Source organism: Natronomonas sp., assembly GCF_036625485.1.
In the GTDB taxonomy this organism is placed as follows: domain Archaea; phylum Halobacteriota; class Halobacteria; order Halobacteriales; family Haloarculaceae; genus Natronomonas.
Map to the genome: position 1 here is coordinate 1 of NZ_JAZKTR010000019.1, position 24,712 is coordinate 24,712.

General features: G+C 65.4%; 24 protein-coding genes and 1 tRNA gene. 18 read left to right on the forward strand and 7 right to left on the reverse strand.

The annotated features are described in order from the left end of the window. Positions 1 to 457 precede the first annotated feature (457 nt). The gene (locus V5A53_RS03490) at positions 458 to 1,849 is read right to left on the reverse strand and encodes a signal recognition particle protein Srp54 (RefSeq protein WP_332312182.1); all 1,392 of its coding nucleotides are present in this window, start codon (positions 1,847 to 1,849) and stop codon (positions 458 to 460) included. Between the two features lie 145 nt (positions 1,850 to 1,994). On the opposite strand from V5A53_RS03490, the gene V5A53_RS03495 reads away from it, so the two are divergent. After that, a complete protein-coding gene (locus V5A53_RS03495) occupies positions 1,995 to 2,585 on the forward strand; it encodes a LysE family translocator (protein ID WP_332312183.1) in 591 nt (196 codons plus the stop codon). A 159-nt stretch (positions 2,586 to 2,744) separates the two neighbouring features. Here the strand turns inward: V5A53_RS03495 and V5A53_RS03500 are convergent, their stop codons facing one another. Beyond that, complete coding sequence (locus V5A53_RS03500) at positions 2,745 to 3,578, reverse strand: hypothetical protein (RefSeq protein WP_332312184.1); 834 nt, start codon at positions 3,576 to 3,578, stop codon at positions 2,745 to 2,747. Between the two features lie 51 nt (positions 3,579 to 3,629). Between V5A53_RS03500 and V5A53_RS03505 the strand changes: the two genes are divergently transcribed. Continuing rightward, positions 3,630 to 4,319 carry a lipoate--protein ligase family protein gene (locus V5A53_RS03505; protein ID WP_332312185.1) on the forward strand — a complete coding sequence of 230 codons (690 nt, stop codon included), beginning with the start codon at positions 3,630 to 3,632 and terminating at the stop codon, positions 4,317 to 4,319. 54 nt (positions 4,320 to 4,373) lie between these two features. After that, entirely contained in the window at positions 4,374 to 5,636 is a 1,263-nt protein-coding gene (locus tag V5A53_RS03510) for a dihydroorotase (RefSeq protein WP_332312186.1), read from the forward strand. On the opposite strand, the gene V5A53_RS03515 is transcribed toward V5A53_RS03510, so the two are convergent. After that, on the reverse strand, positions 5,633 to 6,289 hold the full coding sequence (locus V5A53_RS03515; RefSeq protein ID WP_332312187.1) for a DUF5806 family protein: 657 nt from the start codon (positions 6,287 to 6,289) through the stop codon (positions 5,633 to 5,635). The two genes, V5A53_RS03510 and V5A53_RS03515, sit on opposite strands and share 4 nt — an antisense overlap. A 303-nt stretch (positions 6,290 to 6,592) precedes the next feature. Here V5A53_RS03515 and V5A53_RS03520 point away from each other — a divergent pair, with 303 nt between their 5' ends. The 3 genes from V5A53_RS03520 to azf are packed head-to-tail and all read left to right on the forward strand — an operon-like array spanning position 6,593 to position 8,314. After that, entirely contained in the window at positions 6,593 to 6,961 is a 369-nt protein-coding gene (locus V5A53_RS03520) for a universal stress protein (RefSeq protein ID WP_332312188.1), read from the forward strand. Further along, complete coding sequence (locus V5A53_RS03525) at positions 6,958 to 7,482, forward strand: GNAT family N-acetyltransferase (protein ID WP_332312189.1); 525 nt, start codon at positions 6,958 to 6,960, stop codon at positions 7,480 to 7,482. The genes V5A53_RS03520 and V5A53_RS03525 overlap by 4 nt, the downstream gene beginning before the upstream one ends. A 52-nt stretch (positions 7,483 to 7,534) precedes the next feature. Beyond that, entirely contained in the window at positions 7,535 to 8,314 is a 780-nt protein-coding gene (gene azf / locus V5A53_RS03530; RefSeq protein WP_332312190.1) for an NAD-dependent glucose-6-phosphate dehydrogenase Azf, read from the forward strand. A 9-nt stretch (positions 8,315 to 8,323) separates the two neighbouring features. On the opposite strand, the gene V5A53_RS03535 is transcribed toward azf, so the two are convergent. Together V5A53_RS03535 and V5A53_RS03540 are read right to left on the reverse strand one after the other, a co-directional pair. After that, positions 8,324 to 8,857: a nicotinamide-nucleotide adenylyltransferase gene (locus V5A53_RS03535; protein WP_332312191.1), complete on the reverse strand. Its 534-nt coding sequence runs from the start codon at positions 8,855 to 8,857 to the stop codon at positions 8,324 to 8,326. A gap of 54 nt (positions 8,858 to 8,911) precedes the next feature. Beyond that, positions 8,912 to 9,490 (reverse strand): DUF309 domain-containing protein, encoded by a 579-nt coding sequence (locus V5A53_RS03540; RefSeq protein WP_332312192.1) that lies wholly within the window; start codon positions 9,488 to 9,490, stop codon positions 8,912 to 8,914. Between the two features lie 321 nt (positions 9,491 to 9,811). On the opposite strand from V5A53_RS03540, the gene V5A53_RS03545 reads away from it, so the two are divergent. Together V5A53_RS03545 and V5A53_RS03550 are read left to right on the forward strand one after the other, a co-directional pair. After that, positions 9,812 to 10,660: a universal stress protein gene (locus tag V5A53_RS03545; RefSeq protein ID WP_332312193.1), complete on the forward strand. Its 849-nt coding sequence runs from the start codon at positions 9,812 to 9,814 to the stop codon at positions 10,658 to 10,660. A gap of 219 nt (positions 10,661 to 10,879) precedes the next feature. Beyond that, positions 10,880 to 12,340 carry an MATE family efflux transporter gene (locus V5A53_RS03550; RefSeq protein ID WP_332312194.1) on the forward strand — a complete coding sequence of 487 codons (1,461 nt, stop codon included), beginning with the start codon at positions 10,880 to 10,882 and terminating at the stop codon, positions 12,338 to 12,340. Between the two features lie 267 nt (positions 12,341 to 12,607). Here the strand turns inward: V5A53_RS03550 and V5A53_RS03555 are convergent. Further along, positions 12,608 to 12,680 (reverse strand) — tRNA-Arg (locus V5A53_RS03555). Positions 12,681 to 12,816: 136 nt separating this feature from the next. Here V5A53_RS03555 and V5A53_RS03560 point away from each other — a divergent pair. The 9 genes from V5A53_RS03560 to V5A53_RS03600 all read left to right on the forward strand — a co-directional run bounded on the left by V5A53_RS03560 (position 12,817) and on the right by V5A53_RS03600 (position 22,198). Continuing rightward, on the forward strand, positions 12,817 to 13,449 hold the full coding sequence (locus V5A53_RS03560) for a DUF7504 family protein (RefSeq protein WP_332312195.1): 633 nt from the start codon (positions 12,817 to 12,819) through the stop codon (positions 13,447 to 13,449). A gap of 150 nt (positions 13,450 to 13,599) precedes the next feature. Further along, entirely contained in the window at positions 13,600 to 15,003 is a 1,404-nt protein-coding gene (locus V5A53_RS03565) for a single-stranded DNA binding protein (protein WP_332312196.1), read from the forward strand. A gap of 187 nt (positions 15,004 to 15,190) precedes the next feature. Beyond that, entirely contained in the window at positions 15,191 to 16,135 is a 945-nt protein-coding gene (locus V5A53_RS03570) for an alpha/beta hydrolase (protein WP_332312197.1), read from the forward strand. Positions 16,136 to 16,270: 135 nt separating this feature from the next. After that, a complete protein-coding gene (locus V5A53_RS03575) occupies positions 16,271 to 17,560 on the forward strand; it encodes an ABC transporter substrate-binding protein (RefSeq protein WP_332312198.1) in 1,290 nt (429 codons plus the stop codon). A 6-nt stretch (positions 17,561 to 17,566) separates the two neighbouring features. Further along, complete coding sequence (locus V5A53_RS03580) at positions 17,567 to 18,535, forward strand: branched-chain amino acid ABC transporter permease (RefSeq protein ID WP_332312199.1); 969 nt, start codon at positions 17,567 to 17,569, stop codon at positions 18,533 to 18,535. A 1-nt stretch (position 18,536) separates the two neighbouring features. After that, a complete protein-coding gene (locus V5A53_RS03585) occupies positions 18,537 to 19,748 on the forward strand; it encodes a branched-chain amino acid ABC transporter permease (protein WP_332312200.1) in 1,212 nt (403 codons plus the stop codon). Further along, complete coding sequence (locus tag V5A53_RS03590; RefSeq protein ID WP_332312201.1) at positions 19,745 to 20,560, forward strand: ABC transporter ATP-binding protein; 816 nt, start codon at positions 19,745 to 19,747, stop codon at positions 20,558 to 20,560. Before V5A53_RS03585 ends, V5A53_RS03590 begins: the two co-directional genes overlap by 4 nt. After that, entirely contained in the window at positions 20,557 to 21,270 is a 714-nt protein-coding gene (locus V5A53_RS03595) for an ABC transporter ATP-binding protein (RefSeq protein ID WP_332312202.1), read from the forward strand. The genes V5A53_RS03590 and V5A53_RS03595 overlap by 4 nt, the downstream gene beginning before the upstream one ends. Positions 21,271 to 21,358: 88 nt before the next feature. Beyond that, positions 21,359 to 22,198, forward strand: a complete 840-nt coding sequence (locus tag V5A53_RS03600) for a proline dehydrogenase family protein (protein WP_332312203.1) — start codon at positions 21,359 to 21,361, stop codon at positions 22,196 to 22,198. On the opposite strand, the gene V5A53_RS03605 is transcribed toward V5A53_RS03600, so the two are convergent. Beyond that, a complete protein-coding gene (locus V5A53_RS03605; protein WP_332312204.1) occupies positions 22,185 to 22,916 on the reverse strand; it encodes a helix-turn-helix domain-containing protein in 732 nt (243 codons plus the stop codon). The two genes, V5A53_RS03600 and V5A53_RS03605, sit on opposite strands and share 14 nt — an antisense overlap. A 169-nt stretch (positions 22,917 to 23,085) precedes the next feature. On the opposite strand from V5A53_RS03605, the gene V5A53_RS03610 reads away from it, so the two are divergent. Continuing rightward, positions 23,086 to 24,594 (forward strand): aldehyde dehydrogenase family protein, encoded by a 1,509-nt coding sequence (locus V5A53_RS03610; protein ID WP_332312205.1) that lies wholly within the window; start codon positions 23,086 to 23,088, stop codon positions 24,592 to 24,594. The last annotated feature ends 118 nt before the right edge of the window (positions 24,595 to 24,712 follow it).

Below are 24,712 nucleotides of genomic sequence, written 5' to 3' on the forward strand. Positions count from 1 at the left end.
GCGCCTTTCGAACGACTTCGCTCGGTCGTCCCTCGCACGACTCCGCCCGACCGCCGCTCACGAGGTGTTCGCGGCGGTCGGTCAGCGCGCGCCTATTTAAATAATCAATCGGCCGGGAGCGCGTGCGGCCCCTCGGGCCGTCGCGCGACCCGGGGAAGGGCAGGCGCGGGTGCGGTGCTGTCCTGGCGTCCTCGTGAGGCCCGGAGGGCCGAACGAGGGCTCGGAAGACGAGCGAAGCGAGTCTTCCGGCGGAATCGAAGGGCGAGGGCGGGTGGCGACGAAGTGGAGTCGTTCAGCGACCCCTATCCGAACGAAGTGAGGATATGTCGCTGAACGACCGCCAGCCGGCCGAGGGCTTCGGAGGTTGCGGTCCCTTTCGAGGACCATCTCACAGAAAAGCCGGGAGCTACGGGTACAACTGACGCTCTCAAACAAAACCCAGAAAGTTCGATTTTCTCTAGTCGCCGAACGGTCCCATACCGCCGAGGCCGCCACCGCCGCCGCCACCGCCCTGCATCTGCTTCATCATGCGCTGCATGTCACCGTCGCCCATACCTTGGAACTGCTTCATCATGCGCTGCATCATCTTGTGCTGTTCGAGCAGTTCGCGGATGGTCTCCTCGTCCTTGCCGGAGCCGCGGGCGATGCGCTCGATCTGGCTCTGGCCGATGGAGCGGGGGTTCTCCAGTTCGTCCTCGGTCATCGAGTCCATGATGACCTCGAAGTCCCGGAGGCGCTCTTGGGTCATGTCCATCGCGTCGTCGGGGAGCTGGTCCTTGATGCCCCCGCCGAGGCCCGGAATCATGTCCATCACCTGGTCGAGCGGCCCCATCTTGTTCATCGCGTTCATCTGCTTGCGCATGTCCTTGAGGGTGAACTCACCCTGCATCAGGTCCTCGGGGTCCCAGTCGCCCTCCTCTTCTTGGGTTTCCTGCATCGCGCGTTCGACCCGCTCGGAGAGCTGTTTGAGGTCGCCCATGCCGAGCAGCCGGGAGATGAAGCCCGACGGCTCGAAGCGCTCGATGTCGCCGACCTCCTCGCCGGTACCGAGGAAGGCGATGGACGAGCCGGTCTGGTCGACCGCGGCGAGGGCACCGCCACCTTTCGCCGTCCCGTCGAGTTTCGTGATCATCACGCCGTCGATGCCGACCGAGTCGTGGAACTGCTTGGCCTGGTCCTTGGCGCCCTGCCCGATCGCGGCGTCAAGCACGAGCAGGTTGCGGTCGGGGTCGACGACCTGCTCTATCTGTTCGAGTTCGTCGATGAGGTCGTCTTCGAGCGCGTGGCGACCGGCGGTGTCGACGATCTGCACGTCGGCGTCGGCCGTCTCTTCGAGGCCCTTCCGGGCGATGTCGACGGGGTCGTCGTTGTCGGGGTCGCCGTAGAAGTCGACCTCGGCGCGTTCGGCCATCTCCTTGGCCTGATCGTAGGCACCGGGCCGGAAGGTGTCCGTCTGGATGATGGCGGGACGGAGGCCCTTCTTCGAGAACCACCACGCCATCTTGGCGGCGGAGGTCGTCTTCCCCGACCCTTGCAGGCCGGCGAGCATGATGGTCTGGTCTTCCAGTGGGAGTTCGGTCGATTCGCCGACGAGGTCGACCATCTCCTCGTAGACGATCTTGAGGACGTGGTCCTTCGCGGTCGTGCCGGCTGGCGGCTCCTCTTTGAGGGCGCGCTGGCGGATGGAGTCCGACAGCTCCATGACGAGGTCGACGTCGACGTCGGCGGAAAGCAAGGAGCGCTGAATCTCCTTGACGATCTCCTCGACGTCCTCCTCGCTGAGGGTCGTCTTGCCCTGTAATTTGTCGAGCGTCCCCCGGAGGGAACTGCCCAAGTCGTCGAGTACCATTTACCGTTCGTAGACGGTCCAGCCGGTAAAGGCTTTGTTCGTTGGGTCGTGTCACGGTAGTTCGGTTCTCGGTCGCCTGATTGCCGCTGTCGTCGGTTTTGTGGGCGCCGACAGAGGTTTCAACGCTAGCGGAGAACGAAGCGGTGTGTTCGACGCCGCCACGCTGGCCGTCTACCTGACCGCGGCCGTCGCGCTCATCCTCTCGCCGGGGCCGGATACGGCCTACGTCCTCGCCCGCGGGGCCGGCGAAGGCCGACGCGCCGGCGTCCTGTCGGCTTTCGGCGTCGCAACCGGTATCCTCGTGCACACCGTCGCCGCCGCTGTCGGCCTCGCGGCGCTGTTCCGAGCGGTGCCCGAAGCTCGAACCGCCGTGGTCGCGTTCGGCGCCGTCTACCTCACCTACCTCGGCGTGCAAACCCTCCGAACCGCCGGCCATGCCGATGCACACGAAGCGGAGGGCAACCCCTATGTACAGGGACTGGCCGTCAACGTCCTCAACCCGCAGGTCGCGCTGTTCTTCCTTGCTTTCCTGCCGGGGTTCGCACCCGATAGCGCCCCCGCTGTCGGGATGCTGCTCTTGGGTGCGATATACGCTGTTATTACGGCGCTCTATCTCGGTGGCGTCGGCGCGCTCTCCGGAAGTATCGCCCCCAAGGGGCCGTGGCTCCAGCGAGTCTCCGGCGTCGTGCTGCTCGGCATCGCTGGATGGCTCGTCGGAACCAACGTGCCCCTCTGAACGCCGAGATGTCCCCACGGCTGGGATTTAAATACCAACCCGAGGCCAGGACGGCGCGTGACATGAGACGCGCCCGCGGCGAACGAGGCGGGAGTCCGGCGCACCGCCGCGGATTCGACGTGCCCTTCGTTTTACTCAGGGCACGCTATTCGCCGGCTGTCAGCCCAGCCGAATCGGCTCCTCGGTCGGTTCGATAGCGACCTCGATCCGGTCGCCCACGGAGAAGTCGTGGCCCTCGTGGAAGACCACCTTCGCACCGAACGGGACCTGTGAGGCGAACAGCGAGAGCCCCGTCGCTCGTTCGCCGTTCGCGTAGACGGCCACGTCGTCCCACGAGAGATCGCCGTCCTCGGCCGTTCCGACTCTCGTTCCCAGCAGGGAGACGTCGCCGTCAGTTCCGCCCAGCGCCCCGCCACCGGTGTAGTGGACCAGCCCCCCGTCCAGCGGCCGGCCGTCATCGCTGGCGATGGCGGCGAACCCGTCTCCGTGGTGGGCCGGCGTATCGAGTCGGACGTGGGCCGGCCCGGTTTCGACCACCTCGCCGGTGCCGTCCCACGGCACTCCATCCACGGCAACGCCGAGCGACAGCGGTAGCGACCCCGACGCCCGCCGGAGGTTCTGGTCGTGGCGTCGGAAGCCGAGATGGATGTGGTTGTCGACCCACCGGCCGAAAAACCCCGACCGCACGAGCGTGCCGAGCGAGTCACCGACGGCGACCGACTCGCCGGCCGAGACGCTCGGGTGGACGTGGAGGATTCGTGCGACCACGTCGCCGCAGTCGACGAGAATCAGGTGGTCCTCGGAGACCGCGTAGGACTTCGGCGGACACCGGACCGTCCGCGTCTCCAGTATCTCGCCGTCGACCGGGGAGAAAGCGTCGTCGCTGCCCGGATACAGGTCGACGGCACAGCCGGCATCGTGGGCCGGATACGGGGAGTTGTAGCGCGAAAAGCGGTCGTAGCGCGCGACCACGTCGGCCGGAAGCGAGACCATGCCATCGATTCGGGCCGGTCCGTTTTAGCCCCGTCGGCACGAAGCGGGAGCATGCACGTGGTTCGCGGCCGACTCGACGACATCGGTGCCGATAGGGATGTCGTCGACGCGCTTCCGGAACTCGTCGTCGAGAGCGGCGAACCCGCCTTTCGGGCGTGGACGCCACACCGACATGTCGCCTTCGGCCGCCGCGACGCGGCCGCCGACGGCTACGACCGTGCCCGTACGGCAGCCCGCAAGCGCGGTTACACGCCCATCGAGCGACAGGTCGGCGGTCGAGCGGTCGCATACACGGGGACTGTTCTCGCCTTCTCCTACGTCGTCCAGAACGAGGAGGGCGACAGCATCCAAGCCCGGTACGAACGAACGACCGACCTGCTGGAGCAGGCACTGGAGCGGCTCGGTGCGACCGTCGAACCCGGCGAACCCGAGGCTGCCTTCTGTCCGGGAGACCACTCCTTGCAGCACGACGGCAAACTGGCGGGTATCGCCCAGCGTGTGCGCCGCGATACCGCCGTCGTCGGTGGGTGTCTCGTCGTCAGCGAGGTGGACGAACGCGCGGTCGGTGACGTACTCGACCCGATATACGACGCGCTCGGCGTGCCGTTCGACCCCGAAAGCGTCGGGAGCATCGAGAGTGCCGGCGGCCCGGACGACACCGACGCCGTCGTTGAGGCGCTCGAAGCCGCCTTCGCCGCTGGCGGTCCCATCGAACGGATCGACGCCCGAGAGCTGTTGTGATCTCGATGGGATGGCATCGTGAGGCTTAGGGAGCCTCCCCTCCCAGCCCCGTCAATGCTCATTCGGAACGCGACGCTGGCCGACGGCCGCGTCCGGGACGTTCGCGTCGACGGCGAGACCATCGCCGAGGTCGGGACCGACCTCGATGGCGACGGCGACGTACTGGAGGCCGACGAGAAACGCTTGCTACCGGGGATGATCGACGCGCACGTCCACTTTCGGGAACCCGGATTCTCCCACAAGGAGACGTGGACGACTGGCTCCCGGAGCGCCGCCGCGGGCGGCGTGACGACCGTCTTCGACCAGCCGAACACCGACCCGCCGACGGTCGATGCTCGGAGTTTCGAGGAGAAGGACAGACTCGCGTCCGTCTCGTCGGTCGACTACGGCATCAACGGCGGCGTCACAGAGGACTGGAAGCCCGACGAACTGCTGGCCGAACCACTCGCCGCACTCGGCGAGGTCTTCCTCGCCGACTCGACGGGGGATATGGGCATCGACGTCGACCTATTCGAGGAGGCACTCGAACGCGCCGCCGAGGCCGGCGTGACGGTGACGGTCCACGCCGAGGACGCCGACCTCTTCGACGAGTCCGCCAAGGAACGGGACGATGCCGACGCCTGGAGTGCCTACCGAACGGCTGAGGCCGAAGCCGAGGCCGTCGAGCGCGCCTGCGAGACGGCCACCGAGGTCGGCGTCGACGCCCACATCGCCCACACGTCGACGCCCGAAGGCGTCGACATCGCTTCGGAGGCGGGGATGACCTGCGAAGTGACGCCACATCACCTCTTCCTCTCTCGTGACGACCTCGACGAACTGGGGACGCTCGGACGGATGAACCCGCCGCTGCGGAGCGAACAGCGCCGCGAGGCAGTCTTCGAGCGCCTCGTCGACGGCACGGTCGATATCGTCGCGACCGACCACGCGCCCCACACGCGCGGCGAGAAGGACGCGAGCATCTGGGACGCGCCGAGCGGCGTGCCGGGCGTCGAGACGGCGCTGCCGCTCCTGCTGGAGGAAGCCCGACAGGGGACGATCAGCTACGAACGCGTCCGGGACGTGACGGCGGCGAACGTCGCCGAGATCTTCGATCTCCCGTCGAAGGGCCGCATCGAGGCGGGCGCCGACGCCGACCTCGTGTTGGTCGACCCCGACGACTCCGTGTCGATCCGCGGCGAGAAACTCCACTCCAAATGCGGCTGGACGCCGTTTGAGGGCAAACAGGCCGTCTTCCCCGAGTTGACGATGGTTCGCGGGACCGTCGTCTACCACGACGGCGAGTTCGCGGAAGGAAGCGGTCGAAACGTTCGCGCTTAGTCGTCTGCCGGTTCGTCGACTGCGTGGCCTTCGGTCCCGTCGAGGTCGTGGCCACAGTGGGGACATTCGTCGTGTCGAAGCGCCGCCGAGGATTCCCGAACCTCGCGCATGACGCTGGAGATGCGCTCTTCGGCCTCCAGTTCCTCGTCGACGGTGAGTTCGACGCCCTCGACTTCGAGGAGGAACTTCGCGATCTCCGTGATTTCGTACATCAACTCGTCGAGCTCCTCGGCGGTGTAGAAATCACACATCGCGCCGTAGAGGAAGGTCGCGCCCGCCTTGCGGACCTTCTCGTCGAAGGAGGAGCGTGCCTGATTGACCGCCTGCGGACTGTAGGTGTCGGTCATGAATGGCACGAGCTCGGGCAGGTTCTCGCCGATCTTCGTCATCTCGACGCCGGTCTCCGTGCGGAAGTCCGCACAGAGCCGTGCTATCGCCCACTCGCGGGCGGTGATGTAGGTGCGTTCACGGAGGAACTCGTTGGCTCGGTCGTAGGTCGCGCCGTCGATCTTCGAGAACCGCGTGTACTCCTTGACGTCTTCCGGGATGTCGGGGTCCTCGTCGGGGGCCCCATCGTCGGCCACCCCCTCGGAGACGCGCCTGACCGCGGGCGTCGGTTCCTCCCCGTCCGCCGCCTGCGTGTCGTCGACCATACTGAGCGTACCGTTCCCCCGCCGAAAAAGCGTGTCGGCGATGTCTGACGGGTGGCGTACGGGAGACGTGAGCGAAGCGAACGTCTCCCGCTGAGCGAGCGGGGAGGAACGTAGTGACGACCCGCGAGCCGGGAGACGCGAACGGAGTGAGCGTCTCCGTATGTGCGAACGGTGAGCGCAGCGAACCGTGAGCCGCGTGACACCAGACACGACGCTAAATCGTTCTAAAAACCGACCGGTCGGTCGCCATTAGTCAGCGACATAGCCGGGAGGCTTTTGCTGTCCCGCGTCGAGGTGTCGTTCATGAAGGTCCTGCTGGGAATCGGCGGAAGCGAGGACTCACTTCGCGCCCTCGAGAAGGCGGTCGAACGGGCGAAGGAAGCGGGCGACGAGTTGACCATCGGCATCGTCGAGAACCCCGAATCGACCCGGGAGCCGTCCGACCTCCGCGAGCGGGTCGACGAGGTACTCGACGAGGCGGATTTCGATGCGGACGTCCGACAGTTGTCTGGCCATCCGGGGAGTCAGTTGCTCGAACTGGCCGAACGTGAGGGCTACGACAGAATCGTGTTGGGCGGCGGCGAAACGAGTCCGCTCGGAAAGGTACAGCTCGGCTCGATCGCGGAGTTCGTCCTCCTGAACGCACAGACGACGGTGACGCTCATCCGATGACCCGCGAATATCCCGACGAGGTGGCCGGCCCCTACGAGGCGCCACCCCGTTCGTTCACCGACCGCGAGGGCCGCGAGATCGAAGTCAGGCGGTACGACGGCGACCGCGAGGCGCTGGTCGACATGTACCTCGATTTCAACCCTGAAGACCGAGCACAGGGGATTCCGCCGACTCCCGAGAAAGGTATCCGGGAGTGGCTCGATGCCCTGCTCGACGATGACTGTGTCAACGTCGTTGCGTGGCACGACGACAAGCCGGTCGGCCACGCCACGCTCGTCTCGGACGAGCACGGCGCTTCGGAACTGGCGATCTTCGTCCTCCGGGAGTATCAGGAAGCCGGCATCGGGACGGAACTCATCGAGGCGCTGCTCGGTGCTGGCCGCGAGGCCGGTATCGAACGCGTCTGGCTGACCGTCGAGCGCTGGAACAACGCCGCCGTCTCCCTCTACCAGAAGGTCGGCTTCGAGTCGAGCGACACCGGCGGCTTCGAACTGGAGATGGCGGCCAAACTGGCCGAATAGGTCGCGGGCGAACCGCACGTTTCTTACGCGTTTCCCCCGTTCCATCACGCAAATGGTCGAGAGCGTGTTACTCACGGGGGCGAAAGGGTCCGTCGGGACGGCCATCCGTGAGGGCCTCCGAGACGAGTACGACTGGCGGTACCTCTTTCATAACCCGCCGCCGTTCGAACCCGAACACCCCTACCTCGTCGGTGACGTCGTCGACGAGGAGCTGATGGCCGAGGCCTGCGAGGGAATGGACGCCATCGTCCACCTCGCCGGCGACCCTCGTCGCGACGCGCCGTGGGATTCCGTTCTGGAGAACAACATCCACGGAACGAAGGTCATCTACGATGCGGCCATCGATGAGGGCATCGAGAAGTTCGTCTTCGCCTCCTCGAACCACGCTGTCGGCCACTTCGAGACCGAACGCAAGCCCGACCTCTACCGTACGGACGACGACTTCATGCTCGACGGGACGGAACTGCCCCGACCGGGCAACCACTACGGCATCTCGAAGGCCACCGGCGAGACTATCGGCCGGTACTACCACGACGAGTACGGCATCGACGTCTGCAATATCCGCATCGGCAACCTGACGAAGAACCACCCGCCGAAGGAGTACGAACGCGGCCAGGCGATGTGGCTCTCCTATCGTGACTGTGCGCACCTCCACGACTGCGCGCTCGAAGCCGACTACGACTACGAGATCGTCTACGGCATCTCGGACAACGACCGGAAGTACTACTCGCTGGAGCGACCCAAAGAGGTCCTCGGCTACGAGCCGATGGACAACTCCGCGGACTTCACCTTCGAAGGCGAACCGAAAGAGGGCGTCGACCGCGAGGCCTGACTTCGCCGACTACCGGGTCCGTGGGTCCTCGCCTGCGGGTTCGTCCGTCGCGTCGATCTTCTGCAATCGAGCCACGCCGTCGATTTCCTCGATAGCCTCGACCACGACGTCGGGGACGAGATGCTCCCATTCTTCGTCGTCGAGGATCCGTCGCCGGATCTCGGAGCCACGGTATTCCTCGCGATTGTGGAGTGGCGTCCCTCGGACCTCGTAGTCCGCTTCCTCGAAGAGGCACTCGACGAAGGGGTTGTTCGAGTAGACCACGTCGAAGGCCGGACACAGGATCTCGATGTGTCTGACCCACATCGCGTCCCGGTCGATGTCGGCGATGGGGATGAGGTAGGTCTTGGCGTCCAACTGGTCCAGACTGTCCTGTACGATGTGGACGCGTTCGCCCGACGTGAACGGGTTTTTAAGCGAGTGCGACTGGCCGGCGCTGCCGATGCCGACGATGACCTCGTCGATCTCCTCGTCGAGGTGGGTGATGAGATATCGGTGGCCGAGGTGGAACGGCTGGAAGCGGCCGATGACGAGTCCGCGCATAGCGGGGCTTCTCGTCGAGGCCACAAATCCTTCGGGGCGGAAACGAGGCCCCGTCTACTCGAAGAGACCCCGCACGTCCTCTTCCTTCGCCCGGCGGCGCTCGACGTGCTGGGCCAGACGGTCACGGACCGCGGGGCCCTCATCGCGTAGGTACGCCAGCGTCAGCGTGACGAACGCGGTCGTCTCGTCGCCAGCCTCGATATCCCGCTGTGCGTACTCGACCGCGCGGACGACCGCCTCCTCGCCCCGCGTCTCGGCGAGCGCTTCGGCGGCCATGCCCGCGGCGGGAAACCGGAGGTCGGCAGGGGTGACGACCGTCCCGTCGACGCGAACCGGGGGCGGGCGTTCGCGCTCGGCGAGTTCCGGATCCGACGCGAGGCGGTCGAGCCACGCGCGCAGGTGCCCGTGGTCACACCCGTCGAGGTACCCGCTGGCGCTTCCGGCGAGGCCGACCGCCCCCGACCAGTTGCCGGTCCGGGCCTTGTGAACCGCGGCGGCCGCCTGCACCAGCCCCTGTAGGCAGTCGTCGCGCTCGCCGCGGGGCGCCTGCAGCCACCGCTCCTCCAGCGGTTCGTGCGCCGCGAGGTAGTGGCCGGCGTTGAAAAGCGCCGCCCCGGCGCGGAGGTGGTCCATGTCCCGGCTTTCGGCCTCGGGACAAAAAGGGCTCGCACCGTGACTGGGCTTCGCTCTATCTGGGGATGATTTCGATAAACGAGCAATACTGGTCGCGGCGAGAGCGGTCCCTGCCGACGGGAATGTACGAGCCGTGCCTGTCTGCCGACGTTCCGATTCGTCTGTTCTAAAGATGTATACGACGTATATTAACTGAAGAGGCAGCCTCTCTGCCTACGCAAATCTCGTGAAGTTGGATACTGGGTCGAAACTCCGCATTTTAAGTGTGCAATATTGGGATTGTAGGACAATATTATATATCCAGAGCGATTAGTGACGGGTATGCGAGCCGTATTCGCGACTGACCTGTCGGACGCTATCGAGACGGCGATCGACACACGCGTGTGTCTCGAGTGTCTGGGACGGTACGGAATCACCGACATCGACCTGGTCACGGTCATCAACGAGCACGTCACCACGGGGATGCCCGGCGGAGATATCGGCAAGCAGGCCAAGCACGGTCTCGAACGACAGCGCGAACTGCTGGAAGCCGAGGGATTCAACGTCGAAACGCACACGATGCGGGGGACTCCCCATAGGCGGATCAACGGCCTCGCCGAGCGGGTCGGCGCCGACCTCATAATCGTCGGTTCGCGGGGGCAGAGCCCGCTCCGTCAGCGGCTGATCGGCGGCACGGCACGCAATATGACCCGGACGGCGGTCCGACCGTTGCTCCTGCAGCGCATCGTCGAAGAGGACGGTGGCTACGAGGTCGGGAACAAGCACCTCTTCCAGCGCGTCCTCTATCCGACCGACTTCTCGGAGAACGCCGAACGCGCCTTCGAGCAGTTCCAGCACCTCTCGGAGGCGACACAGGAGGCGACGCTGCTGCACGTGACGCCGCCGGAGCGCCGTCCCGACGCGGAGGGAATCGAGGACGCCGAGGCGAAACTCGAGGAACTGGCCGACGAACTGGAGAACCTCGGTATCGATACTCGGACGATGGTCCGGGAGGGCGAGGTCGTCTCCGAGATCATCGATGCCGAATCGGAAGTGGACCCCACGGCCATCCTGATGGGCTCCCGCGGTCAGGGCCGCATCCGCCGACTGCTACTCGGCAGCACCTCCGAGGCGGTGACCGGCCAGGCATCGAGCAACGTCCTGCTCGTGCCTCCGTCCCGAACGCGGTAATCCGGACGACGACCGTGCTCGCGAGTTCGGCCGGGTGAGTCCCGGCACTCGCTGTCCCGTCAGTAAGCCTCTTGACTGACTGGTCAGTTAATTACGGTACGGAATGGAAACGGAGACGGCCGAACGAGGTCCGTCGACGCCGGTAGCGATTCACTCCTACTTCGGCACCGAGGAGACGTTTCTCCGAGATAGACTCCGGTGGGCACCGGAGGTGCCGACGTGAGCTTCTTTCAGGGCCCCGAGGAACTCGAGCTGACCGAGGGCGGCATCCTCAAGCCGCTTTTCTTCCTCTCGCTGCCCATCATCGTCACGAACCTGCTGCAGACGGCCTACAACCTCGCCGACACCTTCTGGCTCGGCCGCTATTCGACCGAGGCGCTGGCGGCCATCTCCTTCGCGTTCCCGATGGTGTTCCTGCTCATCTCGCTGGGGATGGGACTGGCCGTCGCCGGGAGCGTTCTCGTCGCCCAGCACACCGGCGCCGACGAACCCGAAAAGGCCGAATACGCCGCCTCCCAGACGGTCTCGTTCGCGTTCATCGGGTCGGCAGCTCTCGGCCTCCTCGGCTATCCGTTGGTCCGGCCGTTCCTCGCCTTCCTGGGGGCCTCTCCCGAGGTGCTTCCGGGCGCGACGGCCTACATGCAGGTCATCGCACTCGGCCTGCCGTTCATGTTCGGCTTCTTCGTGTTCATCTCGCTGATGCGCGGGGCGGGCGATACGGTGACGCCGATGTTCGTCATGTTCGGCACCGTCGCCATCAACGTCATCCTCGACCCGTTTCTCATCAACGGCTGGACGGTCGTCAGCGACGCGCCGCTGGTCGGTACCCTCGCCTTCCCTGAGATGGGCGTCGAAGGCGCGGCCGTCGCAACCGTCTTCTCCCGAGGCCTCGCGATGGCCGTCGGCATCGCCATCATGCTTTCGGGCTCGCGCGGCATCCGGATTCGTCCCCGAGATATGCGGCCCGATTTCGAGTACCTCCGGAAGATCCTCGAGATCGGCGTACCGGCGAGCGTCGAGGGGACCGGTCGCGCACTCTCGATCAACGCCCTACTCATCGTCGTCGGGCTCTTTTCGACGACGGTCGTCGCCGCCTACGGCATCGGGACACGTGTCTTCTCGGTCATCTTCCTGCCGGCCATCGCGGTCGCCCGCGGCGTCGAGACGATGAGCGGCCAGAACATCGGCGCCGGCAAGTACGACCGCGCCGAGCAGGCCAACTACCTCGCTGCGAAACTGATGTTCGTGGTTCTCGGAGCCGCAGGCGTGCTCATCTTCCTCGTCCCGCGGCCCATCGTGGCCGTCTTCACCGACGACGCGGCCGTCGTCGACGCTGGCGTGGAGTTCCTCCGGTACGTCGCGCTTTCGTTCGGCTTCATCGGCATCACACGGTCCTTCTCCGGGGGCTTCCGGGGTGCCGGCAAAACCATCATCGCCGCCGCCATCGCCGTTGTCACCCTCGCGGGCGTTCGTCTCCCAGTCGCCTACGTCGCCTCACAGTACTTCTTCGGGGCCAACGGCATCTGGATGGCCTTCTTCGTCTCGAACGTCTTCGGCGCCGTCCTCGCGTGGCTGTGGTTCCGCCGGGGGACGTGGCGCGATGGCGACGTTCGCGGAACGCCCGGGCCCGGACCGGGACTGGACGCCGATGAGACCGAAGTATCTGCCTCGAACGACTGACGGCAACGAGCGGCGCCACTCGCCGTTGTTGTTTTAAACAGCGACCGAAAATCCACGGGGTTAGAGAGTTTTTACTCACGGACTACGCTCGCGGTGTAGCGTCGACAGAAACGTCCGGACGGAGATTTGAACTCGCCGAGAGGGTCCGGGCTTGCGGCCTCGCTCCGCTCGGCCGTTCCGGGCTGCCACTCGTCTGCTCAGATCTCCGGGGACGTTTCTCACAGCACAGACTCCTCGCTGCGCTCGTCGTCGTTGTGCTGTGAGAAACGTCCGGACGGAGATTTGAACTCCGGTCCCTGGCTCCGCAAGCCAAGAGGATAGTCCACTACCCTACCCGGACTCACTCGTTCATAGCCCGGATTGACGTATAGGGGTTACGATTCGACCGCCGCTGGAAACGGAGTACCCGGTGGAGATATCGGTGGGTTGTCATTAGGTCCAATATATTTATAATGATACTTGTTTCAAATTAGTGCATGGGTATGGGGGATGCCGTCGGTGAGCCAGCGGACGCGGCGTCGGAGGTGGACCTCGACGGCGTATCGAACATGCTCGTGCTCTCGCCCACGATGGACGAGGAGGCCCGTGCAGCCTACTACGAGCGACTGCTCCCCGATTCTCCCGAATCGCTCGATGTACTGGCTATCGATTACCGACAGACGCCGGACCAGTGGATGGACGAGTGGAAACGGCACGTCGGCGAGCGACCGCGACGATGTACCATCGTCAGCGTCGACGAGGCGACGCGTTCGGTCACCGGTAGATCGGACAAGCCGACGCGCCGGGGGCCGAACACCGTCACCTGCCTCAAAAGCCCGACCGACCTGACCGGGCTCGGCATCACGATAAGCGAGTATCTCGCCGACGAGGGCGGCGAACGAACCGTCGTTACCTTCGATTCGTTGACCGTCCTGTTGCAGTACGTCGATCTCCAGCGTGCCTTCCGCTTCCTGCACGTGCTGGCCAACCGCGTCGAGACGGTCAACGCGACCGCGTACTACCACATGGACCCCGGCGCGCACGACGACAAGGACGTGGCGACCCTGACCTCACTTTTCGACGCCATCGCGGAGTTCGAGGACGGCGACTGGTCGATCAGCGGTCGGTAGCGCCGCCGAGTCGGCGAACCGCCGAGGGTTTTTGAGGGAGGACGCGCCCAGAGCGGGTATGCTGCGTGCCGACCTGCTGGCAGCCGATCCCGCCGCGTCGGGCCGACAACGACAACGCTTTTCGGGAGGCCGTGCTTGCCTTCCGTAGCAATGGGCGCTATCGAGGACATCTATGCGGACCTAGAGGCCGACGTCTCCGAAGAGGAGTTCCGCGAGGCTGTCGAGGCCAAGGTCGAACAGATGGGGGGATTGGCGGACGAGGAAACCGCCGCGATGCTCATCGCACACGACCTCGACGGCGGCGAGGTCGACACCATCGCGGACATCGAGGCCGGACTCGAGGAGGTGAAGTTCCTCGGCAAGATCGTCAGCGTTGGCGAACTCAAGACGTTCGAACGCGACGGCGACGACGAGGACGGCCACGTCCTGAACCTCGAACTCGCCGACGAGTCCGGGACCATCCGCGCCGCGCTGTGGGACGACGACGCCGTCGCCGCCGAGGAGGAACTCGAACGCGGGCAGGTCATGCGCATCAAGGGCCGCCCCAAGGACGGCTACAACGGCGTCGAGGTCAACGCCGACCGCGTCGAACCCGACGAGGAGGCCGACATCGATATCGACCTCGACGGCGAGTCGACCATCGACTCGCTGACGCTCGGCCAGTCGGACGTGAATCTCCGCGGCGTCGTCCTCGATTCCGACTCCATCCGCACCTTCGACCGCGACGACGGCACCGAGGGTCGCGTCTCGAACCTCGCGTTGGGCGACGAGACCGGCCGCGTGCGCGTCACTCTGTGGGACGACAAGGCCGACCTTGCCGACGAACTCGACGCCGGCCAGAGCATCGAGATCATCGACGGCTACGTTCGCGAGCGGGACGGCAGCCTCGAACTCCACGTCGGCGAGCGAAGCGAGATCGACGAACTCGACGAGGCCGTCGAGTTCGTCCCCGACGCCACCGACATCGGCTCCCTCGAACTGGACGAGACTGCCGACATCGCTGGTGTCGTCCGCTCGGCGGACCCCAAGCGCACCTTCGACCGCGACGACGGCTCGGAGGGGCAGGTCCGCAACATCCGCGTGCAGGACCAGACCGGCGACATCCGGGTCGCGCTGTGGGGCGACAAGGCCGATATCGACCTCGGTCCCGGCGACGAGGTGTTCTGTGCCGACGTCGAAATCCAGGAGGGCTGGCAGGACGACCTCGAAGCCTCCGCCGGCTGGCAGTCGACGGTCACCGTCGTCGACGGCGCCGAACCCGACCGCGGTGGCGATTCCGCGGGGCTGGACCAGTTCGCCGACGGTTCGTCGCCCGCCAGTTCGGATAGCGATTCCGACGGTGGTTCGAGTTCCAGCGACAGCGACGGCGGCGCGACCGAAGTCGAAGAAGAGACCGTCACCGGCACCGTCGTCCAGCCCGGCGATCCCGTCATTCTGGATACCGGCGAGGAGACGGTCCACGTCGAAACCGACGCCGACGTACATCTCGGCCAGGAGGTCACCGTTCGCGGCCACACCGACGAGGACCGCTTCATCGCCGACGACGTGTTCTGAGGATGGACGTCTTTCTCTGAGTCCCTCACTCGAACGTAATCGAAACCGTTCCCGAAGCCCTCAGTCGACCCAGCTCGATTTATAAGAGAACGAACCGCCAAACAGCGCTACGCATCCACGTCCACAAACAGCCAGCCGTTTCTGCGGATGTGCATACGCTCAAGTGGCTTCCCGGGAACGCCAAACCATGGCAGACGAGCCCCATCCACAGTTACAGCCGATCCTCGATCTGGTCAACGAGACGCCGAATTTCGAGGACGTTGGCGCCGAGGTAGCCCGAGAGCAGTTCGACGCGGTCGCGGATTTCACGCCATCCCACGAGGTCTACGACGAGTACGACACGACGGTGGAGGGCGCCGACGGCGAGTTGGACGCTCGCGTCTATCTCGCGGGCGAGGGCGAGCGGCCGGTCCTGGTGTACTTCCACGGCGGCGGGTTCGTCGTCGGCGGACTGGATACCCACGACAACATCTGTCAGAAACTGGCCGACGAGAGCGGCTGGAACGTGATCTCGGTCGATTACCGACTGGCGCCGGAACACCCGTTCCCGGCGGCGCTGGAGGACGCCTACACGGCGACCGAGTGGGTGGACGAGAACCCGGATGTCGCGAACGGCGACGGGACGCTCGCGGTCGGCGGTGACAGCGCGGGCGCGAACCTCTCGGCGGGCGTCTCGCTGATGGCCCGCGACGTCGAACGCGAGGTGACGAGCGACGACGTCGGGCCGGATATCGCCCATCAGGTGCTTTATTACCCGGTCTGTGGCTCGCCCTTCGAGGAGTATCCCAGTCGGATGGAGAACGCGGAGGGGTACTTCCTCGAACGCGAGACGATGGAGTGGTTCCAGGCCCAGTACGTCCAGTCGCCGGTTCACAACCGCAACGAGTACCTCGCGCCGCTTCTGGCCGACGACCTCTCGGGACTGCCGTCGGCGACGGTCGTGACGGCCGGCTTCGACCCCCTGCGAGACGAGGGTATCGCCTACGCCGAGGCGCTGGAAGACGACGGCGTCGAGGTCTTCCACGCCCACTACGAGTCGATGATCCACGGCTTCGCCAGCTTCATCGGCATGGTCGACGCCTCCGAGGACGCGATCCGGACGGCCGTCTCCGGACTCGAAGCGAGGCAGTAATCGCGAAGGCTCGATTTTATGGTCAGTTCGTTGATGCCCGTGTGCGGGTGGTTTCCCGGGTAGAACCGGCCTTCCCGACCATGGGAGGGGGCGGATTGAGGCCGGTCGTTGTCCTACTGTACTCGTAGCTATACCATGAGAGACGATACCACGAGCAGTACGACCCGACGGACCCTACTGAAAGCCTCCGGTGCGGCCAGCCTTGCGGCGTTTGCAGGCTGTATCAGTCAGACTGGAAACGGTAACGGGGATGGAAACGGCGACGGCAATGGAAACGGCAACGGCGATGGAAACGGCAACGGGGACACGTCCCCTTACTCCATCGGGATGGTCGACTCCCTGACGGGGTCGCTGTCCGCGTTCGGCGAGCGGAACCAGCGAGGGAAGGACCTCGCACTCGCACGCGTCAACGACATCGGCATCGACGGCCGCGAACTCGAGATCTCGGTCGAGGACGACGAATCCGAGAGTCAGGGTGGCGTTTCGGCCGCCCAGAAACTCGTCAATCAGGACGGTGTTCCGTTCCTTATCGGCGCGGTCGGTTCCGGCGTCTCTCTGGCCATCTACGAGAGCGTCATCGAAAGCACCGACGTCGTCCAGTTGAGCCAGAACTCCACGGGGCTCAATCTGACGGAGTTCCCCGGCCTGCTGCGGATGTCGCCGACCGGCCGTACCCAGTCGCTCGCGCTGTCGAACATCATCACCGAAGACGGCTACGACGAGGTGGCTATCACCTACGTCAACAACGACTACGGGCAGAGCCTCACCGACGCCTTCGTCGATGCCTACGAGGGCGAGGTCGTCTACAACTCCCCGCACGACCAGGAACAGCAGTCCTACTCCAGCGTCATCTCCGAGATGAACAGCTCCGGGGCGGACGCGTGGCTGTTCATCACCTATCAGGCGGAGTTCGCGACGATGGTCAACGAGGCCTACTCCAGCGGATACGAGGCCCAGTATTACGGCGCCGACTCCGTCTCCGGCGACAACGTTCTCGAGAACACGCCCGACGACAGCATGGAAGGCATGAAAATCGTCGTGCCCTCCGCGCCCGTCGACCAGGAGAACTACCAGGAGTTCGCCAGCGCCTTCGAAGAGGAATACGACCAGCAACCGACGGCGTGGGCGGCGTACGCCTACGACTGTGTCATCAACGCGGCGCTCGCGATTCAGGCCGCCGACGAGTTCACCGGCGCTGCCCTGCAGGAGACCGTCCGCGAGGTCTCCCGTCCCGAGGGCGAGCAGGTGACGTCCTTCGAGGCGGCAAGCGAGATCCTCGCCGACGGTGGTTCCCCGAGCGACGTCGACTATCAGGGCGTCAGCGGTCCCATCGACTTCGACGAGAACGGTGACCCCGTCGGCTACCTGCAGATCCTGACCGTAGAGGACCACGACTACGTCGGCAGTGGCTTCATCGAGTCCTAACCGCCAATGCCGCTTCTCGAATATCTGGCGAACGGCCTGGTGTTCAGCAGCATCATCGTCCTCGGGAGTATCGGGCTCTCGTTGATCTACAGCATCGCGGATTTCGCGAACTTCGCACACGGCGATACGATGACCGTGGGCGCCTACGGGGCGTTCGTGACCTTCGGCGCTATCGGCGGGATCACCGGTGGCATCCTGAGCCTGCCGCTCGGGTTCTTCGTCGCGCTGCTCGTCGGAATGCTCGTCGCCGTCGTCGTCGCGATCGTCACCGACCGGCTCATCTACGACCCGCTGGACGTGGGTTCGATCGGGATGCTCATCACCTCCATCGGTGTCGCCTTCGTCTATCGCGCCGTGATCCAGATGGGCTTCGGCGCCGACTTCACCCGGTTCGGCGTGCCCACCCTGCGACCCATCGAGTGGCTCGTTCCCTACGGAATCCGTATCACCGAACACGACGTGGCCATCGTCATCACCGCTGTCCTCCTCGTCGTCGGCCTGCACCTGCTGTTGCAGCACACCGACCTCGGACGGAAGATGCGCGCGATGGCGGACAACCCCGACCTCGCGCGGGTCAGCGGCATCCGAACCGACCGCGTCAAACTCGTCGCGTGGGTCATCGGCGCCGGCCTCGCCGGTGCCGGGGGCGTCTTCCTCGGCCTGTTCAACCAACTGGCGCCACGGATGGGCTTTAATCTCCTGTTGGTAATCTTCGCCGCGGTCATCCTCGGCGGTATCGGCTCCGTCTACGGCGCGGTCCTCGGCGGCTTCCTCATCGGCATGATAAACCAGCTGACACCGATTCTCTCCGATATCCGGCTTCTCACCGACTTCGGGGCATATATCCCGTACGTTCCCGACAGCGTCGGAATCACCATCGGCATCGAGTACGCCAACGCCATCGCGTTCGTCATCATGGTGGCCGTCCTGCTCGTGCGTCCGAACGGCATCGCCGGCGACGCGGAGGGGGCGTGAGATGAGCGTCCGCTCCGCACCCGGCGAGTTCTGGGACGACCTGACGACGCCCGAGCGGGGCGTCACCGTCTTCATCGCCTTCGCCGCGCTGTTGCTCTTGCTCAGCCTCGTCACCGGCCGGCTCGGCCCGACCTACTTCCTGTACGTCGTCGGCCTCGCCGGGATGTACGCGCTGCTGTCGTTCGGCCTGAACTCCCAGTGGGGTTTCACCGGCCTCATCAACTTCAGCGTCGCCGCCTTCTTCGGCGTCGGCGCCTACGGCGCGGCGCTCATGAGCGGTAACACGTCACCGATAGCGGGCGATTACCTGCCCATCTTCGGCCTCGTCGTCGCGCTGATACTCGCGGCCACGCTGGCCCTCCTCATCGGCGTCCCGACGCTGCGGCTCCGGGCGGACTACCTCGCTATCGCCTCGCTCGGCCTCGCCGAGGTCGTCCGCCTGCTCGTGTTGAACGAACGGCAGTGGACCAACGGGAGCGCCGGCGTTCGTGGTATCCCAAGTTTCTTCGAGGGGTGGCCCCTCCTGTCGACGCTCCCGAGTACGATGCCGGGCCTCGAAATCGTCGTGATTCCCGGGATTCCAATCGTGCTCGACACCGCTTTCTGGCGAGCCCTGTTGAACGTCGCGCTCGTGTTGGCGCTCGTCGGCGGCAGTTACGCCGTTCTCAAGCGCGCCCACCGCTCACCGTGGGGCCGCGTCCTGCGGACGATCCGCTCCGACGAGGACCTCGCGCGAGCGCTCGGGAAGAACACCTACTCGTTCAAGATGCAGTCGTTCGTCCTCGGGAGCCTCATCATGGCGCTCGCGGGCGTCTTCTACGCACATCTGAACCTCTATGTCAGCCCCGGCGACCTCGACCCGATTACGACGTTCTACGTCTGGGTCGCCGTCATCCTGGGCGGCAGCGGCTCGAACCGTGGGGCGCTGTTCGGCGGCATCATCGTCGTCGCCATCCGCGAGGGAACGCGGTTCCTCAACGATATCATGATTCCCGTCGGCGTCTCACCGGTGCGCTACGTCCCGCTCCCGTTCGACGTCGCGCCGCTGCGGCTCCTGCTCATCGGCGTTATCATCATCCTCGTCATACGGTTCCGACCGCAGGGCGTGTTGCCGCCACAGCGGGAACTCATCTGGCCGAGTTCGGTCGACGATGCCGCGCCACAGCGGCCCGAATCCGGCGTTCGCGACACGAAGGCAGGTGAAGACGAATGAGTGAGTCCGAATTCGATGACACCGACGTATCGACCGATGAAACCGCCGACAACGTCGTCTTGCGCGTCGAAGACCTCCAGAAGCGGTTCGGCGGCCTCGTCGCCACCGACCACGCCACGTTCTCGGTCGAACGCGGCACGATCACCGGACTCATCGGGCCGAACGGCGCCGGCAAATCGACCATCTTCAACCTCATCTCGGGATTCTACGAGCCGGACGGCGGTACCGTGACCGTCAACGGGACCGACGTCACCGGCACCGAACCCTACGAGGTGGCCGAACACGGCCTCATCCGGACCTTCCAGACGCCGCGGAAACTGGAGGGGATGACCGTCCGCGAGGCAATGTTAGTCGGCCCGCGAAACCAGCCCGGCGAGTCGTTCATCAAGCTGTTCACCTCGCCCGGCGAGGTGGGCGAACACGAATCGAGGAACCTCGAAGACGCCGAGCGCATCCTCGAGGAATTCGAGATCGACCACCTCGCGACCCAGCCCGCCACCGACATCTCCGGCGGGCAGATGAAACTGGTCGAGCTGGCGCGAGCGATGTTGGCCGAACCGGAGATCCTGCTTCTGGACGAACCGGTCGCCGGCGTCAACCCGACGCTCCGGAACAAACTCGCCGACCAGATCCTCCGGCTCAACGAACAGGGCACCACGTTCCTGCTCATCGAACACGACATGGAGTTCGTGATGAAACTGGCCGACCCCGTCGTCGTCCTCGACCAGGGAAGCGTCCTCATGGAAGGCCGCCCCGACGAGGTCCAGAACGATCCCCGCGTCATCGAGGCGTACCTCGGAGGTGGCACGTGAGCGCCGACCACGTGCTGGCGCTGTCGGAAGTCGACAGCGGCTACGGCGAGGTGCAGGTGCTGGACGACCTGACGCTGCATCTCGATGCGGGCGAAATCGTCTGCCTCATCGGCCCGAACGGCGCCGGCAAGTCGACCGTCCTCAAGACGGCCTTCGGCATGCTGACGCCGTGGGAAGGGATGGTCACCTACCACGGCGACGATATCGGCGGTATGGCGCCCGAAGACATCGTCCGCGAGGGAATCGGCTACGTCCCACAGACCGACAACGTGTTCGGGTCGCTCACCATCGACGAGAACCTCCGGATGGGCGGCGTCGCCCGCGACGGGGGTCTCGAATCGGTCATGAGCGACCTCTACGACCGGTTCGACATCCTCAAGGAGAAGAAGACCGCGAAGGCTCGGACGCTTTCCGGCGGCCAGCGACAGGTGCTGGCCTTCGCCCGCGCGCTCGTGATGGAACCCGACGTGTTGCTCATCGACGAGCCGTCGGCCGGGCTCGCGCCCAACACGGCCGACGAGGTCTTCGAGGACGTACAGGCGGTCAACGACATGGATACGGCCATCCTCATGGTCGAGCAGAACGCGACCAAGGGACTCGGTATCTCCGACCGCGGCTACGTGCTGGACCAGGGGACCGTCCGGTTCGAAGGCACCGCCGACGACCTCCTCGATAACGAGGAGGTCTCCCAGCTGTATCTGGGCGGCTGACGCCCCCTCGACCGGCGCTGTGGCTGTCCCTTTTGCCTTCGACCATGGTCGGGTTGGTGTTGAGGCCGCTGGCCGACCGAATAGGAGTATGCTCCCACCCATCGCTAGCAACTTCGTCGCGGGCGAGGACGCCGCGACGGCTATCGACCACGTCAGGGACTGCAACGACGACGGCATCAGCGCCATTCTCAACCTGCTCGGCGAACACTACGAGGACCGCGCACCCGCCGACGGTGACGCCCGCGCGTACATGGACCTCATCCGGGATATCGACGCCGCCGGCGTCGACGCTTGCGTCTCGGTGAAACCCTCCCAGATCGGCCTCGACGTCGGCGACGACGCCTTCCGGGAGAACCTCGCGGACATCGTCGACGTCGGGCAAGAACACGACTGTTTCGTCTGGATCGACATGGAAGACCACACGACGACGGACGTGACTCTCGACGCCTTCGAGGAACACGCCCGCGAAACCGACGGGGATGTCGGGGTCTGCATCCAGGCCAACCTCAAGCGCACCGCCGAGGACATCGAGCGACTGGCTCGACTGCCCGGCAAGGTACGACTGGTCAAGGGCGCCTACGACGAGCCGAAAGCGGTCGCCCACAAGGGTAACGAGAACGTCGACACCGCCTACCGCGACCTGCTGGAGTACGCCTTCGAGGAGTTCGAGGACGGCGTCGCCGTCGGGAGCCACGACCCCGCGATGCTCGACCACGCCGCCGACCTCCACGAGGAGTACGGGACGCCCTACGAGGTGCAGATGTTGATGGGCGTCCGCGAGGCAGCCCAGCGTGAGTTCGCCGCCGATGGCGTGCCGACCTACCAGTACGTTCCCTACGGCAACAAGTGGTTCTCCTACTTCTACCGGCGCATCCGGGAGCGGAAATCGAACGCGCTGTTCGCGCTTCGGGCCGTTATCGGCCGCTGACCGGGTTGAGGAGTTTCGCTTCGGCCTTCCGTAAGTGTTCGAGCAGCGTCGTCTTCGAGATGTCGAGTTCGTCGGCGAGGTCGCGGGTCGAACAGCCGCGGGGCCATTCGTAGTAGCCCATCTCGCGTGCCAGATTGAAGACCTTCCGCTGGGTCGGCGTCAGGGCGTCGAGACGGCGGTTACGTTCACGGTGGCCGTTCTCGCTGGCGGAGGCGATGCGCTCGATGGTCACCTCCGCTCCCGCGTCCTCGCGAACGCCGTCGAGGGCCGGTTCGATGTCGCCGCGTTCGCCGGCGAAACTCACCTGCCAGTACTCGCGGCCATTCTCGATGCGGACCGGCTGGCTGTGGACGAAGCCGTGTTCGAGCAACACCGGACAGACCATGTCGGCGGGGTCGTATTCGAGGAAGAACTCCCGGACGACGTTGCCCGGTGCGGCGTGGCCCGCTCCGAACCGCTCTTGCAGTTCGAGCAACTCGCCGCTGTGTGGCGAGTCCTCGATGGTCGACAGCAACTCGTCGATCTCCTCGTTGCTGTCGGCGAAGGCGGTAAACAGGCCGTTGACCGAATCCCGTTCGATGTTGGCCTTCGGCGTGTTGTAGATCGCGTGTGCCAACACGCCGCCCGGTACCTCCGAGGTCGATTCGATAGCCCAGCAGTTCGGATGCCACAGGTCGAGCGTGAGTCGCGTCCCGGATCCCGGCTGTGCGTCACTCATTGTAGTGTTCAGGCTAGGTGCCGCTATGAGGTTGCCGACTGTTGAAACGCGACCCGACCATGGTAGGGTAATCCTTCTTTAGGGCCGAAATCGGCGCTCCGTAGCGGATTCGCCCCGACCCGTCCATGGACGGGACGGGATACTGGGTCTCCCGGACGAACGTGCATGCATGGAGTCACACGCACACTACATCGACGGCGAGTGGGTATCCGGCGAGGAGACCTTCGAGAGTACGAACCCGGCGACCGGTGAGTCGCTGGGCGAGTTCCCGCAAGGCACTGAAGCGGACGTGGCAGCGGCGGTCGACGCCGCCGACGAGGCCTTCGAGGAGTGGCGCGAACTGTCCTACCCGGACCGTGCGGAGTACCTCTGGGACGTCTACGAGGAACTGAAGGCCCGCACCGACGAACTCGGCGAACTCGTCACCCGGGAGTGCGGCAAGGAGATCTCCGAGGGCAAAGCCGACATCGTCGAGGCCGCCCACATGGTCGAATGGGCCGCCGGCAACGGTCGCCACCCCCACGGTGACGTGGTCCCCTCCGAGATTCCGAGCAAGGACGCCTACATGCGCCGGAAGCCGCGCGGGGTCGTCGGCTGTATCACGCCGTGGAACTTCCCCATCGCCATCCCCTTCTGGCATATGGCGGTCGCGCTGGTCGAGGGCAACACCGTCGTCTGGAAGCCCGCCGAACAGACGCCCAAGTGCGCTCACGCCATCGCGGAACTGATGGTCGACGCCGGTATCCCCGACGGCGTCTTCAACATGGTTCAGGGCTTCGGCGACGCCGGCGCCGCCATCGTCGACAGCGATATCGAGACGGTCCTGTTCACGGGCAGCGCCGAGGTCGGCCACTCCATCGCCGACAAGGTCGGCGGCACGCCCGGTAAACTCGCGGCCTGTGAGATGGGCGGCAAGAACGCCGTCCTCGTCACCGACGAGGCGGACCTCGACCTCGCCGTGCCCGCGGCGACGCTTTCCAGTTTCAAGACGACGGGCCAGCGCTGTGTCTCCAGCGAGCGCCTCATCGTCCATACCGACGTCTACGAGGAGTTCAAAGAGCGGTTCGTCGCCGCCGCCGAGAAGGTCGCGGTCGGCGACCCTCTCGACGAGGGCACCTTCATGGGCCCGGCTATCGAGGCCGAACACGTCGAGAAGATTCAGCGATACAACGACCTCGCGCGTAAGGAGGGCGTCGACGTCCTCGTCGACCGCACGGAACTCCCCTCCGACGAGATTCCCGACGGCCACGAGGAGGGCCACTGGGTCGGTCCGTTCGTCTACGAGGTGGACTACGACACCGACCTCCGCTGTATCCGCGAGGAGGTCTTCGGCCCCCACGTCGCCCTCATCGAGTACGACGGCGACATCGAGCGCGGCGTCGAACTCCAGAACGCGACGCCGTACGGCCTCGCCGGCTCCATCATCAGCGAGGATTACCGGCAGATCAACTACTACCGCGACCACGCGGAACTCGGACTCGCCTACGGCAACCTGCCGTGTATCGGCGCGGAAGTCCAGCTGCCGTTCGGCGGCGTCAAGAAATCCGGCAACGGTTACCCCTCCGCCCGCGAGGTCATCGAGGCCGTCACCGAACGCACCGCGTGGACGCTGAACAACTCCTCGGATATCGAGATGGCGCAGGGTCTGTCGGCGGACATCAAGACGGAGGACGACTGATGGCCGTCTCGACGGAGGTCGCAGCCTGTCTCCGCTGTGGCGCGCCGACGGCGCTCGTCGCCGGCAACCGCTACTGTGCGGACTGTGGCTGGCGGGAATGCGCCGGCGCTGACTGACC

Coding starts and splice junctions, on each gene's coding strand:
- V5A53_RS03490 (WP_332312182.1), bottom strand. CDS start 1,849: ATGGTACTCGACGACTTGGGCAGTTCCCTCCGGGGGACGCTCGACAAA.
- V5A53_RS03500 (WP_332312184.1), bottom strand. CDS start 3,578: ATGGTCTCGCTTCCGGCCGACGTGGTCGCGCGCTACGACCGCTTTTCG.
- V5A53_RS03505 (WP_332312185.1), top strand. CDS start 3,630: ATGCACGTGGTTCGCGGCCGACTCGACGACATCGGTGCCGATAGGGAT.
- V5A53_RS03510 (WP_332312186.1), top strand. CDS start 4,374: ATGCTCATTCGGAACGCGACGCTGGCCGACGGCCGCGTCCGGGACGTT.
- V5A53_RS03515 (WP_332312187.1), bottom strand. CDS start 6,289: ATGGTCGACGACACGCAGGCGGCGGACGGGGAGGAACCGACGCCCGCG.
- V5A53_RS03520 (WP_332312188.1), top strand. CDS start 6,593: ATGAAGGTCCTGCTGGGAATCGGCGGAAGCGAGGACTCACTTCGCGCC.
- V5A53_RS03525 (WP_332312189.1), top strand. CDS start 6,958: ATGACCCGCGAATATCCCGACGAGGTGGCCGGCCCCTACGAGGCGCCA.
- azf (WP_332312190.1), top strand. CDS start 7,535: ATGGTCGAGAGCGTGTTACTCACGGGGGCGAAAGGGTCCGTCGGGACG.
- V5A53_RS03535 (WP_332312191.1), bottom strand. CDS start 8,857: ATGCGCGGACTCGTCATCGGCCGCTTCCAGCCGTTCCACCTCGGCCAC.
- V5A53_RS03540 (WP_332312192.1), bottom strand. CDS start 9,490: ATGGACCACCTCCGCGCCGGGGCGGCGCTTTTCAACGCCGGCCACTAC.
- V5A53_RS03545 (WP_332312193.1), top strand. CDS start 9,812: ATGCGAGCCGTATTCGCGACTGACCTGTCGGACGCTATCGAGACGGCG.
- V5A53_RS03560 (WP_332312195.1), top strand. CDS start 12,817: ATGGGTATGGGGGATGCCGTCGGTGAGCCAGCGGACGCGGCGTCGGAG.
- V5A53_RS03565 (WP_332312196.1), top strand. CDS start 13,600: ATGGGCGCTATCGAGGACATCTATGCGGACCTAGAGGCCGACGTCTCC.
- V5A53_RS03570 (WP_332312197.1), top strand. CDS start 15,191: ATGGCAGACGAGCCCCATCCACAGTTACAGCCGATCCTCGATCTGGTC.
- V5A53_RS03575 (WP_332312198.1), top strand. CDS start 16,271: ATGAGAGACGATACCACGAGCAGTACGACCCGACGGACCCTACTGAAA.
- V5A53_RS03580 (WP_332312199.1), top strand. CDS start 17,567: ATGCCGCTTCTCGAATATCTGGCGAACGGCCTGGTGTTCAGCAGCATC.
- V5A53_RS03585 (WP_332312200.1), top strand. CDS start 18,537: ATGAGCGTCCGCTCCGCACCCGGCGAGTTCTGGGACGACCTGACGACG.
- V5A53_RS03590 (WP_332312201.1), top strand. CDS start 19,745: ATGAGTGAGTCCGAATTCGATGACACCGACGTATCGACCGATGAAACC.
- V5A53_RS03600 (WP_332312203.1), top strand. CDS start 21,359: ATGCTCCCACCCATCGCTAGCAACTTCGTCGCGGGCGAGGACGCCGCG.
- V5A53_RS03605 (WP_332312204.1), bottom strand. CDS start 22,916: ATGAGTGACGCACAGCCGGGATCCGGGACGCGACTCACGCTCGACCTG.
- V5A53_RS03610 (WP_332312205.1), top strand. CDS start 23,086: ATGGAGTCACACGCACACTACATCGACGGCGAGTGGGTATCCGGCGAG.